Source organism: Alistipes sp. UBA1686 (genome assembly GCF_002320215.1).
Taxonomy (GTDB): domain Bacteria; phylum Bacteroidota; class Bacteroidia; order Bacteroidales; family Rikenellaceae; genus Alistipes; species Alistipes onderdonkii.
Map to the genome: position 1 here is coordinate 573,992 of NZ_DCKA01000021.1, position 15,532 is coordinate 589,523.

The window sequence follows — 15,532 nt, forward strand, 5'->3', positions numbered from 1 at the left end:
TCCTTCCCCTTTGGCATTTTTAGGGCAAAAACAGCCCGTTTGAGGGTGCAGAGTACACATTAGGCTCCACATAGAGAACTACACACCCAACTGCATATAACAATGTAATCAAATGACATTCAAAGTTATATGCCGCAAAGAAATTATTTATAAAAATTCCACCTCTCCATTGTGCCTTTTATTCTTTCAGGGCAAACGCAAAAAGGCAGTCGGATTGGGCGTTTCCGTTGCGCTTAAACATTGGGACGCAGAAGCACAAAAGGTCACGGACGACTGCCCCGACAGGGACAATATTCAGTTTCAGATAACAGCCAAAATAAAAGAGTACGAGAAGAAAATCCAGCGTTTAGAGGTTATGGATATTCCCGTAACCTTTGAAAATCTCTTTGAGCAGAACAGCAAACGATTGAATTGTTCTGTTGGAGAATATCTGAAACAGACCATAGAACGGCTGGAAACGCTCGGCAAATACGGCTCGGCATCCAAACACCGTTCCCTACTCTCCCGCTTGTCTGAATTTAGGTCGCTGAACACTCGGTTCGATGAAATAGATTTAGCGTTCCTGCGTGATTTTGAATTGTTCCTGCGTAAAGAGGGCAATGTAAACAACAGCATAGCCACGAAATTTGCCATCTTTAAGGCCGCCTATAACAAGGCTCTTGCAGAGGGTTTGTTTCTCCAAAAGATAAATCCGTTTGCAAAATACAAGGTCGGTAGCCTATGGACACGGACGAGGAAACGAGCCATCACGAAAGAGGATATACAGAAACTCGTTGCATTGGAGATAGCCCCTAATTATAGGACGAACTATGCCGAATTTGCACGGGACATCTTTCTGTTCTCCTACTACACGGCAGGCATTAATTTTACGGATATGGCTACCCTGCGTTACTGCGATATTGTGGACGGCAGGATTTACTACTCCCGCCACAAGACACAGAAATTGCTGTCCTTTCAACTCGTACCGAACGCCATGCGGATTATCGAGAAATACAGCAAGGCCAACCACGCACAAGAAGATTATATCTTCCCTATTCTCGACCGCACGGAACACAAGACAGCACAACAGATTTTCAACCGCACACACAAGGTTCTGCGGAAAGTCAATCGGGAGTTAAAGACGCTGGGTGAGCAGATAGGATTGGAAATGCCATTGACTACCTATGTCGCTCGGCATACGTTCGCCACCGTGCTGAAAAGGTCGGGAGTGAATATTGCCATCATTTCCGAATCATTGGGGCATTCAGACCTATCCACGACACAGATTTACTTGGACAGTTTCGAGAACTCACAAATCGACGCTGCAATGCAACACTTGTTATAGGAGTTTGGAGGTCGGCGGCCAATATGGTAACCGACCTTCTTTTTTCCTAATGATGTGTAGCCTCCTCATTATCTGAGGTGTTTTTCCAGCATATCATATGTGGCCTGTTCCCGTGACAGTCCCTCTCCTGTCTGGGGTTTCATAATCTCTTGCGCTTGTTCGGCAGTCAGTCGATTGATTTTCTCCACCATCTGAACAGTAAACGCCGTAGGGTCTGCCGCATTGCTGAATTTCTTGGAGAGGTGGGTAATCAGGTACTTTTTTGCCAAGAACGTATCTGGAAATTTGCCTTGCGCGGCCTCATACCATTTGACACTTCGTTCATACCATCCTGCCTCTCCAAATGCTTTGGGCAGTTCCTTACTCTTGACACAGGCCACAAGGTCTTTTGGTTTGAGGGAATTTGCGCCCGTACACCATAAGGAAATGGTTGCCAGCGGGCAGCCTTTGCTACGGAGGTACATTGCAAACTCAAAGACTTTATTTTCGACACCGAGCATCATTGCAGGAGCCGCCATATAATCCGTACCCGTCCACGTCTTTGTGCAGATATTCATTTCTGCAATCAGTGCCGCAATCGACATTTCGACATTCAGCGGCTCACAAATTACGAAGTCATCCAGATTCAGTTTCAAATTCAGATAGGCAACCAATCGGTGCTGACCGTCCAGCACGGCATAGTAGTTTTCGGTCTGGTCATCGGGAATGTCGTTCCCATCGAGGTCTACCAGATGACCGTCCATAAGGTAGACATCCTCTCCCTTAACTACTATGATGGGCGACAACTGCCCGTACTCCTTAATGGAATTTTCTTTGGCCTTAACCGTCTTGGCGTTGATCGCGCGGTTGCCCTTGACAAATGCAAACTGGCGTGCTTCGTTCTCGATGGTGATGTTCATCTTTTTCATAGCTGTGGATTACTCCGTCCTTTACGGAGGGGCTTCTATTTGCTTCAGACCATCGCCCTCTGGCTGGAGCATCGAGAGGAACGCCCTCCCGACACCACAAAGGTCGATAGAAATTCAGCCCTTATTAGGGAGTAAAACACAGGCCGATTTACTCACCCTCTTCTTTGGGGAGTTTCAAACCACCTGCATAAGTCTTGGGATGCCGTTGGTTGAAATCGAAATCTCCATATTGTTTGATATTTCCTTTCAACGCAGAATCACTTACCAAAAATACCTCCTTTCTCGATAGTCGGCAGAAATGGATAATCCGAGAAATAAGTAATAGTTTGCTGTATGAAACGGTACTACCACGTTCGGCTCGTAAATCGGGCATGCCGAGGACATCGAACAATACCTTAAATAATTTGTACAACAACACCTGTTGTTGAGCAGCACCAAATGATTTCGTGTAATTCCTGCACATAATATCAAGCGTCCATACCTTTAATTGTGGTGCTTCTTGGTATTTGTCAAGTTCCCGCTTCACGAATCGACGTAGATTTTGCAATATTACAGGGCTGTTGGTCTCATAACGGTAGCTTTTGCGAATCTCCTTATCGTCCGACAGGTAAAGAACGGCTTGTGGATGATTCTCCAGATAATCTTCAATTTCAACCAATATATCATAATCCGTCTTGCTGGCGTCTGCTGCATTTATTCCAAAATCCATTGTAATATCGTAAATATAAAGCAGGGCGAACCAGAATTTTTTTACATCTAATTCGTATCCTTCCAATGTAGCGATAATGTCTTTATTATCGAGGAATGCTTGATATGTGAACGGCGGTTTTATTACCGCTCTATTCATTCGGGAGAGAAACCGCAAATTCCAGTCGCTCAAACAATAGTCCTCGCCATCCCAACCGACATTGATTTTGTCTGTCAGTTTATTGACATACTCCATAGCTTCATCATTCCAATTTTGAGGTATCGTATAGCCCATAATCGTAAAGTTTTCGGTTACTCAAAGATAATGAAAGCCTGCAAGAACAGCAACCATAAGACTTCGATTAAATTTTTTTTGTAAAATATTATGTTAAAATTTGGATTTTGATTAAATGCTTTATACCTTTGCACATCATTGTCACAGACAAGGGTAATTCTTGTTTCTTCCATAGAAAATATGTTATAGGACGGATAAGGATGGCATTATATGCTGTCCTTGTCTTTGGTTGATAGTCGCATATTTTTTGTGTCGGAAATGAAATTCCCTTATAAAAAGATATTTCACACACAGAAAAAATGCGGTGAAATCCTTTACCACATTTTTTGAGTGTGAAATGAAGATTTCCTATAAAGAATATATTTCAGAATCAGAAAATGTGGAAGATTCCAATTAAAGAGATAGTAGGTTTTTGAATGACGGGATAGAGAGTTGCTCAAATCTGTCCTATGCAAACTGCTCAAAAGTGTCCTATATATACATTACCTACTTATACACTACCTATTAAAGTCTTCCCGACCATGTACTACCATATCAAAGACCGCAAGTGATTCGATAACCGTAAACAGGCCAAAGAACATTACGGCGTAGCCTGCTTCCGAAAACTACTGCACTTAAAAGAGATTATATTTACGAACAATCACAATTCCATTGCTAACGATGAATTATACCGTAATCCCCAAATCAATCGTGAACTTTCAGACGGGAAACAGTAAACCCGTCGATATTTACGTGTGAGCAACCATTAAATATTGCTCCAACCACAAGACGAATATTTCCCATGTAACAGAAGAAAAGCTATCCTTACTGACGGGATTGGATGAAAGAACTATACGACGGAGCATTAAACGCTTAAAGGATGCAGGTTATCTGACCGTGCAGACTACCATTAAAGAAGATGCAGACAGAGGATTTATAAAGCGGAACACGTACTATATAGCCCCAATAAAGACCAACTATTTCTTCCTCGATAATAGTTTCTTTCAAAAGAACTATCCCGCCAAGATTGCAGGGTTTCTGCTCTTATTAAAGGCAATATGCCTTAATAATACGGATACCATTCAATGAAGTATATCCCAAATTGCAAAGGGTATCGGATTATCGAGAAACACGATAACAGCTCTCATTAAAGAATGTCAGCAATTAGGGCTTATAAAGCCTATTTCTAATGGCTACGAACTGACAGCAGGCTGTTTTATCAATTCCTCTGTTAAAAAGACCAATGCAGGGATTTATAAGGAGCTATGCGAGTTCTGCCAATCAAAAGGAGTAACCCCACCGAACTGGGATAAACGAGCCATGTCCGTACTGCTTACCAAGTATAATGCAATAGGCTTATTGAGAACAGAGCCAATAAGCATAACCTACCAACTTAATAAACGGTGTAAGACCCTGCCCGAAAAAGCATCGTTGCCTTACTTTATAAAGGTGCTCGATATGCAGGAACAGTATAAGGCAGTTATAGAACAGGTAGAGCAAAACAAACTCGATAAGGAAGATTTCAAAGGTTTTGCATTTGAATAACAACCAGCAAATAATAGTCTATATACAGCCCTCATGCTTACGCATGCAGGGCTTTTCCCATTTAATGAGAGTATGACATATTTTGCGGATATTCGATTTATATAGACCTTATTAATTGTGTTATTCATCTTTATATGGCGTGCCGTAGGCACTCACTCAATAAGCCCAAGATTATAAAAATTGCATATATACCGCCCACGAACAAAGTGCCAACATCTGAATCTACTTGCCGAAAATGGACACTCACAGACTATGTAAAATAGATGGTGAAAATATTATAAATAATATTATATTAGTCATTTTCAAAATATTACAGCATAAAATTGTGTATTAAATTTAATATTGCTAATTTTAGGAAACCTTTAACTACTATGAATACAACTGCCAAAGGAAATAAATTTGAAGACAAAATTTATCAAATCTTCAAAGGGCTATTGGAAGATGAAAAATTACCTGTCAATAGGAAACAGAGTGTTATTAAGAAAAAAGAGAAATATTATTCAGAAGCTCGAAAAAAGCACATAATTACAGATATATCTATTGAAACGACAATGGAGATATCATCTTCATATAATATTCTGACAATTATTGAATGTAAAGATTGTAATCGTCCTACTTCTGTTGATGATGTAGAAGAATTCTACACGAAAATATCCCAACTAAAAGCACAAAAAGGCATTGTAATATCAAGACATGGATTTCAACAGGGAGCAATACAAGTAGCGGAGCATTATCACATTGGTCTAATCCGAATAAATGATGATGATTCTATGTTGACCATAGCAAATAGAAAATTCAAATCATATAGTGTAATTAGGGCTAAAACACTATTAGCAACGCCTAATATTCCTGAGGGGCAAGTTGTCATTCTTGATTCTGGGATATGCTACAACAGTTTTTTAGAATTGTTTGAGCGGATAGGGCTTATTTTTCAAAAAACACAGAATAGCGTTGTCCCATACCGCTCTCCAGAAGAGATAATGAAATTTATTAACGAGTTGGATATCAACCATTGTTATGATAATGGCTGTCTAAATATTGAGAAAATATGTCAACATATAGCATCAAAATATAAGATTCTATTTGAGGATCAACTATTAGACTTAAGAACATTCGGCAGAACTGATTTTCAGAACAACCTCATAGTATTCAATTCTCGCTTAAAACAGGACGAACATAGATACAGATTTACAATCGCCCACGAAATAGGACACTTGTTGTTGCATCGAAAATTACATTCTAATTTCGAGGAGACAGAAAGTTCTCAGAATATTATTTACAAAGAAAAATTGTCGAATAATGACATAATGGAATATCAGGCAAATATTTTTGCAGAACATTTGTTGTTGCCCCTAAGGAATCTGCGAATGGCTTTTGCCCAATTTATGGTACAAGAGAATATTACGAAAGTACCTCTTTATCTCGATAATCAGCGTTGTAATATTGCATTGGGATACAAGGCATGTTCATATATTGGCGATAAATTCAATGTTTCAAAACAAATGGCAAAAATTGCGCTTAAACACAATAATTTACTTAAAGATGCATCTGATGTTATTGACTATTTGCGAAATATAAAATTCACCTCTACAGGAGAATACTAACGACAGGTATTATAGAAATGGGTTATGCATAGCTTTTCCCTACTTACAAATTATCCACTCCCCCGAGCGGGTAGAGCCAATATGCTTGAGAATACCAGACTTGGAGAGTTTCAGCAAATGATATTTCACGCCGTCAGGGGAAATACCTGCTATTTTTGCCAGTTCCACACGAGTAATTTTCGGATTCTTCTGAATCTCCTCTAAGATGATTTCTTGGGTAGACTTTGGGGTAGCGTCTTGGTCAGTCAAAGTTTCAGCAATTACCCCTAAAATAAATTCAATAAACGGAGAACAACCCTCCTTGCCACCACTTATGGCAATCGCGTTATAATACTCTTTTTGATACTTATAGACGATATTTTCGATAGGCAAATTCTTAAATACGGAACGCCAACGAGAGAGAATTAACGTCTGCCACAATCTTCCTGTTCGTCCGTTGCCATCGCTGAATGGATGTATAAACTCAAATTCGTAATGGAATACACAACTTGCAATCAGCGGATGTTCCTCGGTTGTATTCAACCATTGGAATAAATCATTTATCAGATACGGCACACGCTCGGCATCAGGGGCATAATGAATAACTGTCTTACCCGAAACCACACCTGCACCGCCTTTGCGGAATTGCCCTGCATCGTCAATTAGCCCCGCTTCCATAGCCGCATGAGCCTTTAACAGATCCTCGACCTTATGGGGGTTGAGCGTTGCAAGCAATTCATACGCCTTGATTGCATTACGTACTTCCTGCACCTCGTTCATTGGAGCAATGACGGGTTTCCCCTCCAGTACCGCTGTCACCTGCTCGGTCGAAAGCGTATTTCCCTCGATCGCCAAGGTGCCATGAATGGTCTTGATGCGGTTTGCACGATGCAGGCGTAAATTCACCTGTGCATAGTATCCTCCGACAGCCTCGCTAATTTGTGCAACCAGATGGGTAATCTTCGGAGTGACGGTGTAAGGTGGTTGGTAGGACATGGCGTGATCTTGTTTTGCACAAAGATAAAGATAATTTCCTTTTTGGGTAGTTTATTGGGTAAATTATTGGGTAGATATATACTGCCCACGAACAGATACATGAATCAAAGCCCCTCCCCCTTATTGAATGTGAAATCAATAAAAAAGCCATGAAAACATTGGACAAAAAGGCGGCTGAAATCCTGCGTGGATTATTGGCTCTACAAACTGCAAAGATTGACAACTCGGACGGGGTATATATGCCCGTTCACATTGAGTTGATAGACCTCACGGAAAAGTACAACCACATTTCGCTGGCTCATTACGGACAGCAGAACGGTGATGCCATGCGTGATCCCGAAATGATTTTTGCACTCCACAAAGAAAGCCAGCAGTTCATTCCTTACTATTACCGTAACGATTATATGGGTATAGAGCAGAACAGCGTGAAATGGTCGGAAGATGGCGTCTTCCTGATCCGTCGCTTGCAGGCAGAACACACCGCATTCGCTAATCAATGGTTACGCAACATAGCCACACAACAGCACCTATTATGACAGCACAGCGATTGGTGGAGAACTGCGTACTGACGAATCAAACCGCAGTCGTGGATGAAATGCTGAACAAGCACCTGCTACCCGAAGAATATATCTATCCATTCTTGGGTGATGTCATGGAATGGTGGTTGATTGACAGCTGGCTGGCAGAACGTCTGAAAAGAGAGGGAGAGGTAATCATTGAGGAATACGGTTGCTGTTGGTGGGGCAGGTTAGCCAGCGGACAGTCTGTCTGCATGGACAACGTGATTAGAAAGATTGCAGGTGAATAAAACTCGGCTTGCATATCGACATAGCAAATTTGTAAATTACAGAGATTAGGGGCATTGCAATTCCGAGAAGATTTTGCAGTCCCTAATTTCTGTTTTACGATGGCGTAAGGTCGATAATAATTAGTTCTAATCACTTAAAATCCATAGTTTGTAAAATTTCGCTTACATAAAGTTGCGAAATCGGATAAATATTTTTAATTTTAACTAATCTAATTAAAAATTACAACGATGGAGAAAGCAAATGTTGGAGATGTGGTCATATTGAAATCAGGTGGCCCGAAAATGACGGTTACTCATATTATTGGAGGGCATACTGAGCCTCAATACCGAATGCTGGACCATGCCTGCTTAGTCAAAGGCTGCCAAAATGGGGATGTTGTTTGCGAATGGTTTAATGGCTCTGAACGGAAACAGGACTGTTTTAAAATAGCAACGCTTGAAGAAGTTCCCAAAGAATAGGTCGTCTGTTTGCAATACGATTAAAAAGTCTATGAAAAATTCATAGACTTTTTTTATATTAAGTAACAGTTCCGAGAAATCGGAAAGATGTTTTGCTTTTTAGTTTGTCTTGTCTATCTTTGTGGGACATACGACAAACACGGAAAGTGTTGCTTATTCTCGTCAAACGAACGTAGGAAGTCTTAGATGACGGTTTGTTAATCTGTTAATATTCAGAAATTTAAATCGAAATATCGCTCTAATAAGCAACAATACAGACACAAAATTAAGGATTTAAGCGATTAATTGCTTTTTTACTTTGCAGTTGTTTTCTGTCTTTTCACTTGTTGGCATTCGCAGACTTTTTTAGCAATAATGCTCGACTTGCATACGCTCATTTTCGTTTCATGGCTACGACTGCAAAATCGCATAGCCTATTATTGCATCCAAAAGAGAAAGGAGACAAAGCGCTATTTCATCTCGGATTCTCCACATCATCTTGTTCTCGGCTATGATTGCTTTTTACGGCATAGGCATACCGAAAAACAAATATGCCTTTCTAAATATAGTTTACTTCAGTTTAGCATATATATGGCTAACCGACCAAACTAAACCGAATTTCCGGCTTCTTTCCTCTCTGCTTTCTGAAAACGCACAGCCAAAAGAGAAGACAATATTTCTGCGTATTTTCTCTTTTCGCTGCAATCTTGTTAACGATACTCCATATTTTCATGGAATCATCCACATATCGAGGGTTAGCTGGACTAAGGCTCGAACTTTATAAGGAGTTAAGCGAGAAACAGTAGGTCTTCTTAGAATTGAAAAGAGGATTGGGGAATGCGCAATTCTCCAACCCTCTTTATATATCGGCCATTGCCGGTTTTGGGGGCACTGCAAGTACAATGACAACTTCTTCACTGTAAGTGCAATTTCTTCCGATTTTGGTTAGCATCTTTGCCGATTATATAAGCACAACGGGCAAGCCCATTGTCCACTGAAATCTTTTCGGGGTAGCCTAATACCCCAGTCGGCTTGCGCCATCGGGCAAATTGCCTATCCTCTGCAAGCAGAGAAAGTCTTTTGTGGCCGTTGAATCTCGAAGCGAGAGTGGCAAGCTCCAACTCAAGGCAACAAAGGTTATATATCGTTTCTATAGCATAAGATCAGAAATACGAAAGTTCCATTCACAATTCTGCCAGACAATTTTTGATATGAAATAATGACCATTCTTTTAATGCCCCCAGATTCTCTACTCAGTTTACTCTACATCTTAACGATGGAATAATATTGATAAAATTTCTGACTGCACTTTGTCTGTGATAGCTTTGCCACATATTGAATTTAATTCTTGGTCGCAAACAGAAATTCCGTCAAGGCAACTCCTTCCTAATGCACTATCTTCCGACGTGTAATAGCCTTTGGTAAGTTCATTCCAAAAGAGCCAATTAGCGATTGCCTGATATTGGTTCCTAATACTCAGTATACGTCGTATTTTATCATACAACTCCATTCCTTTCCTAAAATCATCCCATGCCTTTATGCGGTCATCATTAATTGATGCGACTTTAATCATTGCATCAGAAAAATCTTTTATTTTCATAATTAATAACCCTCTTTACTTAGAATCTTTATATGAATTATGCTTCATTGATTCATCAAACTCTTTTTTGAGTTTGTATAACTCTGATTTAGGGTTTGCTATATCGCCTCGATAATTCTTATAGAACTGTAATATATGCAGATATTTCTTATTGTCTGTCAATTCTTCTATATGATTGAAATCATTCTTGAAAATTATTGGATATAACTCCGTTCGTTCTTCATCAGTCAATTCCAACATGGCTTTGCGCCATTCCTGTGTATATCCCAAATGCTCAAAGAAAAATCGGAACAACAGGAATGTTTCAGGCATAATGAGCAACTCCATATATTCTCTTTCATTTCGACCGAAAGCTTTCTCGAAGAACGATACACCTCTGCCTATTTTTCCTTTTGTAGCATTGAGAATAGCCTGAACTGCGCGAATGTACTTACGATTCCAATATTTGCCTATGTAATCTCTGTCGTGGCTATGTTCACCTGTAATCGGGTGATACTTCATCGGGAATGAGTATATGCTAACATTCAGGTTCTCACATAAATCCACATTTATTCGCATACGATGATACAACTCTTCCGGCTTATCGGTAAAATTGTAGAGAAGGTAATTGGAAAAATCTTTCATTCCATACTCCTCGCTCATCGTAAGCGCTTTAGTATATTCCGGCTCCGTTTTAATGTTGTCGAAAGCGATACGAAGAGGGCGGACTGGGATCTCTGCCAATAGTTTAACAATGCGACGACTGAATAATCTTGCATCAACACCTTGGTTAAAGTCCACGAAACGCAGACGACCTAACCGCTTCTTGAACTTGACATCGAAATAGGGTGCAAAATCTTTGTATGTGGCAATCAAAGCTTCTCGCGTGCAGGTTTCGGGATGCAGGAAACCATTCTTTTCCCGTAATGCGTATATTTCAGTCCTTGTTTTCTCGTTGAACGATTTATAGTTATTCAGTTCTTGAAGTAACTTGAATGATTTGCGAATGTATGCACGGTTATTGATTCCCAAACGAAGATTTCTGATAGCAATTGTATACCAGTTTGGCTCATAATATTTAGCACCTTTGGTAAATCCGCAAGATTTGATATCTTCAATGATGTCTTCTAATCTGTTAGAGGCTAACACATTATTATCCATCAGCAAAAGATTTTGCTGCTCACCATATAACTTCCGTGTTCGGTCGATACGTTCCCGTAAAGGTAAATATTCTTGATATTCCGGCTCGATTCGCCAAACGGCACAAAAGGAGCATTTTCGTATACACCCTCTTGTAGAGTAGCTGTAATATGCGCCACTATCGGGATACACATAATCTATCTCGTCAAGAATAGAATAATCCAAAGGCAGTTCATCAATGATATAAGGATTGTCCTTATCAATGTCTTTATATGGTGTATGGAGGGTGCCGATATGAGGACGAATACCTGTCGCCTTTTCAATCTCATCGGGTTGGATAGATGCCATTACACCTCCAACCATAATGTTTTTCGGATCTTTCGCCATCAATTTTGCAAACTCAATAGTCTCAATGGTGATATCCCAATAGAAAGTAAATAGCGTTGTTACTCCAACCCAATCCCAACGAGGGTATTTCTTATACTCTCCTGAATGATAGAATTTCTTATAATATTCGACCCAAGGCCCTAATATAGCAGCAATCTCAGAATCCTCAATACCCACCTGTTTTAAATATTCATGCTTCCTATACCTGATATATAGAGCGATTTTGTCTGAACGTAGCTTCCAGTTTACGGAGCCGTCAAGATCTGATAGTTTGGCCACGCATTCCTCGGTGATTTGATTGATAACAAACTCTTTCAAATCTCCTTTGTAAAAGATGACATCATCTCCACGCATCCTAAAATAGGTTGCGAGTTTCATTAGCCCGATTGGTGGAAATTTATTCTTGTAGTTGGGCTCAAGCAGTAATACTCGGCGACTCATCTCGTCAAATCCTCCTCGATAACTTTTATCAGAGCCTCTCTCTGACGTTCATCGGGTATAGCGTTTGCAATAGACGCATATATCCGTCCAATGAGTTTCCGTTCAGCCTTACTGTACTTCGAGTAAATAGGACTATCTGTTCTGTATTTTGTCTTTGGAGTTGTTTCAGGCTCGTCTGGTTGTGATGCTTTTGTTGAAGGTAATCCGTTATGCAATTTATCGGAAGTCGGTATTAACTTATCGATAATTTTTCCCAACGGAGAATCAGAATCTTCAATTTTAGCGCGTCTTTTCTCTAATTGCTTTATAGCTTTTTCGGACTTCTTCTTATATTCTTCGAGCTGTTTTATTAAATCAACATGCTCTTTTTTAGAGATATAATCACTTTTGTCTTTTATTTTCTCTTCGAGTTCTTCTGCCTTGTCAATAATTTTTAGGTTGTTTCTTATATCGGATGCGTCATAACACATATCTTTAAGATGCATAAAATCATGTTTCACGCGCTTCTCAAACTCATAAAGATATGTGTTCTCCCCAAAATAATCTCTACGAGAATTTGGGATAAGATATTTGCTTGTAGCGTGGATTTCGCCAAAATAGTAAAAAGAGAATCTTTGGTCAGTTGTTGCAAAAAATTTCTTACAGATTTCCTCGTCACCAATCTGAATATTCTCTTTTCGCAAACGAATACCTCGTGCAATATTTATTCGCTCCATTTGTCCACCCAAATGAGATAGCGAATACCATCCCCAATAGATTATATTGCCATCACTATCTTTTGATAGTAAGAAATCGACTCCAAGTATGTCATCGATCGCTTTTTTGCTTCCTGGAATTTCTTTGTATATATGTGTCGTATATGGCTTATAAATCTGTTCTTCGTTAATGTATATATTATATGCGTCAACTTTTAATCCATTATCTTTTATGAATTTATTGATCTGAGAGCGATATATGAATTGCGAAGATATATCAACGGGCGCAACCATTGAAAGGTAATTCTTGACGCGCTCAACATTGAGCAATTCGTCAGAGGTTACATTCTCCAAAATAACCTTGAAATAGTGTTTATCCGCAGCCTCTTTTTTGTGAATAGTATCTGTTACACGAGCCAAAACATCAACCGCTTCTTCCGAATTGTCGCGGTCATTGATTATTTGCTTTAAGAGGTCTGCATCCCAAGTCATAATTGATTTGACCTCCTCGCCGGCGAATGTCGTTTCGAATATAAGCTTTGAACAATAACCCAATCCTCCTAATCGACCAATGCCTCGAAATCCTTTATCTTCCCCTCGCTTCTTTGTCGAATGAGCAATATTTCTCAGGATAGGAACGACTTTGTCTGATGATATACCTGTTGCGTTGTCTTCAATAACAATACAACGTTCTTCGGGGTTAATAGTAATGTGAATCTCATCTTCACCTGCATTTATCAATTTCTCAGCGACAGCCTTATCAACTTGGTCTGCAGAGTTCTGTATATACTCTCGATATATGAATCGACAATCTTCATACATACCGAGAGTTAAGGATTCTATAACATCTTTTCCTATTCTTGGGTTATCAGTCATAATAGTTTAATCAAAATATTTATAGATAGGTAGCGGGAATTTTATATTCAGCATAGAACGGAACACAGGATTCTGAATAATGTATTCACCTTGTTTCATTCGAGTCAGCATCGTTTTGTACACGTTGGGGACAAATCTAAAATCTTCCCGCGATATTTCAATGGCATTTGTGCGACCAAATGCCTGTGTTGCACAGTTGCCTTTTACTCGACGATGAATGTCGCTTACAAACTGTTCTGCGCCAAACAGGACAATGCCCAATGATCGACCGCGTTCCGTAATGTCAAGCAGTTGATGGAGGATCGGAGACGACTTCGGCACATCCGTAGATGCGTATTTATTCAACTCATCAATAAATATCACTATGCGGTCAGGAATATCGGAATCAACACGGTCAGTAGAACCCAACTTGAGATTATAGACAGCTCGCATAACATCGCCGAAAACAAATCCTTGTGATTCTTCGTCGAGTTTAGCAACATCAATTACCATCACATCATTTTTACCAATTTTTGCAATTTGGTCTCGCAAACGTACACCACTACCTAATTTGTTAGTAAACATCTGCTGACATTTCTGATAACTCTTATTGAATAAACGATAAAACTTGCGCCAACTCATAACGGATATTTCTTTTCCGGCTTTGCTGGCTTTATCCGATTGTGTTTGTTTATATAGTTCACCCTTGAAATCTTCCCAAGTTTCAATGCCATTAAAACCACCACCGTTTGATATAATGAAATTAATTATTGACTCTATCGTGTCATTCGGGTCGTCAACATTAGCAAACAGCAAGTCAAGACATTCCTTATCTTCATCCGTTTCAAATAAATACTTATACTGCAATGCATTCCCCGCTTCAATCCGAGCCTTTATAATATCTTCTTTCTCATAAGTGTAAGAAGTAAAGTCTTTTGAGTACGGATAAAAGTATTTTACCTGTTTGAATGGCTCAAACTCTAACTCCAGCAGATCATAGATTGGCTTTATCTGCTTAAGTTCATCCTTGCGAGTGTTCTTTTGGTCTATCTTTAACAAATCGGTCCCTTTCACGTTCATCATAATAAATGCAACAGACTCTTTCTCATCTTTGGCTGCATAATCTTGAATTGCTTTCATTAGGAACATAGCATATGAGGTCTTGGAAGCCAAACCGGATATTCCTGATATATTTAAGTGAGCGCCCTCCGGTCCAATAAGAAAATGTGAATTGAAAAATACGGGAAGCGTCTGCTTGTTCGCACCTTCATACATCTCAATATATCCAGCCGGCAGTTTATGTTTTACATTATTCAAACCAAGTGCTTCCATTATCTCATCGCGTTCAGCAAGATATACTTTTTTACCTTCTTGAACAGGGATGTAGATATTCTTCGTGTTACCAACTACCTTGCACTTCACATAGTTCATACCGATACGTTCTGTGTATAAGGTTGATTCCACCTGTCCGAAATCGCTTGATATATAGCCTGCTAATGCGCTCGGAGAGTCTGTCATATGGGAGATCTCCTCAATCACTCCAAATGTCTTTGTCGGCTCACCATTTACATCTTTCACATGCTCAACGACAACAACATCAAAAGGCTTTAATTTCAAATCCTTTCGAGTCCAGAAGGTAAACTCTTCTATCGTTGAAGGTTGTTTCTCTGTTGCTATAATTTTACCAATTGCTTCCATTATCTCGCTTAAAATAAACCCATAGCGAAAAAGTAAATTTGAGCGAAGCGTAGCGAATTAGCTGATAGAGCGTTCGTTACGCTTTGTTTTTCTATGGGACAGAGCCAACGAAATACCACCTCGAGGCCAAACGGTGCAGAAGTTCAGTTACCACCTCGTTACTCCCGCAACGGG

Annotated in this window: 14 protein-coding genes; 7 read left to right on the forward strand and 7 right to left on the reverse strand. The window is 39.8% G+C overall.

Features of this window, described 5'->3' with window-relative positions; genetic code table 11:
• Positions 1 to 112 precede the first annotated feature (112 nt).
• A complete protein-coding gene (locus B3C38_RS12495; RefSeq protein ID WP_117506566.1) occupies positions 113 to 1,324 on the forward strand; it encodes a site-specific integrase in 1,212 nt (403 codons plus the stop codon).
• Between the two features lie 68 nt (positions 1,325 to 1,392).
• Here B3C38_RS12495 and B3C38_RS12500 read toward each other — a convergent pair whose 3' ends face one another.
• Positions 1,393 to 2,232, reverse strand: coding sequence for a hypothetical protein (locus B3C38_RS12500; RefSeq protein ID WP_286727290.1), 840 nt, complete (start codon positions 2,230 to 2,232; stop codon positions 1,393 to 1,395).
• A 148-nt stretch (positions 2,233 to 2,380) separates the two neighbouring features.
• Entirely contained in the window at positions 2,381 to 3,214 is an 834-nt protein-coding gene (locus tag B3C38_RS12505; RefSeq protein WP_286727291.1) for a hypothetical protein, read from the reverse strand.
• A gap of 744 nt (positions 3,215 to 3,958) precedes the next feature.
• Here B3C38_RS12505 and B3C38_RS12650 point away from each other — a divergent pair.
• From B3C38_RS12650 to B3C38_RS12515, 3 genes are all read left to right on the forward strand, one after another.
• Complete coding sequence (locus B3C38_RS12650) at positions 3,959 to 4,282, forward strand: helix-turn-helix domain-containing protein (RefSeq protein ID WP_349908730.1); 324 nt, start codon at positions 3,959 to 3,961, stop codon at positions 4,280 to 4,282.
• A 231-nt stretch (positions 4,283 to 4,513) separates the two neighbouring features.
• Positions 4,514 to 4,738: a hypothetical protein gene (locus B3C38_RS12510; protein WP_117506562.1), complete on the forward strand. Its 225-nt coding sequence runs from the start codon at positions 4,514 to 4,516 to the stop codon at positions 4,736 to 4,738.
• Between the two features lie 371 nt (positions 4,739 to 5,109).
• Positions 5,110 to 6,342, forward strand: a complete 1,233-nt coding sequence (locus B3C38_RS12515; protein WP_117506561.1) for an ImmA/IrrE family metallo-endopeptidase — start codon at positions 5,110 to 5,112, stop codon at positions 6,340 to 6,342.
• Positions 6,343 to 6,381: 39 nt separating this feature from the next.
• Here B3C38_RS12515 and B3C38_RS12520 read toward each other — a convergent pair whose 3' ends face one another.
• The gene (locus B3C38_RS12520) at positions 6,382 to 7,317 is read right to left on the reverse strand and encodes a Fic family protein (protein WP_117506560.1); all 936 of its coding nucleotides are present in this window, start codon (positions 7,315 to 7,317) and stop codon (positions 6,382 to 6,384) included.
• Positions 7,318 to 7,466: 149 nt separating this feature from the next.
• Between B3C38_RS12520 and B3C38_RS12525 the strand changes: the two genes are divergently transcribed.
• The 3 genes from B3C38_RS12525 (at position 7,467) to B3C38_RS12535 (ending at position 8,584) form a co-directional block, all read left to right on the forward strand.
• Positions 7,467 to 7,853, forward strand: coding sequence for a DUF6908 domain-containing protein (locus B3C38_RS12525; protein ID WP_117506559.1), 387 nt, complete (start codon positions 7,467 to 7,469; stop codon positions 7,851 to 7,853).
• Positions 7,850 to 8,125 carry a hypothetical protein gene (locus B3C38_RS12530; protein ID WP_117506558.1) on the forward strand — a complete coding sequence of 92 codons (276 nt, stop codon included), beginning with the start codon at positions 7,850 to 7,852 and terminating at the stop codon, positions 8,123 to 8,125. The genes B3C38_RS12525 and B3C38_RS12530 overlap by 4 nt, the downstream gene beginning before the upstream one ends.
• Positions 8,126 to 8,353: 228 nt before the next feature.
• Complete coding sequence (locus B3C38_RS12535) at positions 8,354 to 8,584, forward strand: YodC family protein (protein WP_117506557.1); 231 nt, start codon at positions 8,354 to 8,356, stop codon at positions 8,582 to 8,584.
• 1,249 nt (positions 8,585 to 9,833) lie between these two features.
• Here B3C38_RS12535 and B3C38_RS12540 read toward each other — a convergent pair.
• From B3C38_RS12540 to B3C38_RS12555, 4 genes are read right to left on the reverse strand one after another with little or no spacing between them, the layout of a single operon-like run.
• Positions 9,834 to 10,163, reverse strand: a complete 330-nt coding sequence (locus B3C38_RS12540) for a hypothetical protein (RefSeq protein ID WP_141417879.1) — start codon at positions 10,161 to 10,163, stop codon at positions 9,834 to 9,836.
• Between the two features lie 15 nt (positions 10,164 to 10,178).
• Positions 10,179 to 12,047 (reverse strand): hypothetical protein, encoded by a 1,869-nt coding sequence (locus tag B3C38_RS12545; protein ID WP_286727292.1) that lies wholly within the window; start codon positions 12,045 to 12,047, stop codon positions 10,179 to 10,181.
• Between the two features lie 59 nt (positions 12,048 to 12,106).
• Positions 12,107 to 13,681 carry an ATP-binding protein gene (locus tag B3C38_RS12550; protein ID WP_286727294.1) on the reverse strand — a complete coding sequence of 525 codons (1,575 nt, stop codon included), beginning with the start codon at positions 13,679 to 13,681 and terminating at the stop codon, positions 12,107 to 12,109.
• Positions 13,682 to 13,687: 6 nt separating this feature from the next.
• The gene (locus tag B3C38_RS12555) at positions 13,688 to 15,358 is read right to left on the reverse strand and encodes an ATP-binding protein (protein ID WP_286727295.1); all 1,671 of its coding nucleotides are present in this window, start codon (positions 15,356 to 15,358) and stop codon (positions 13,688 to 13,690) included.
• Positions 15,359 to 15,532: the final 174 nt, after the last annotated feature.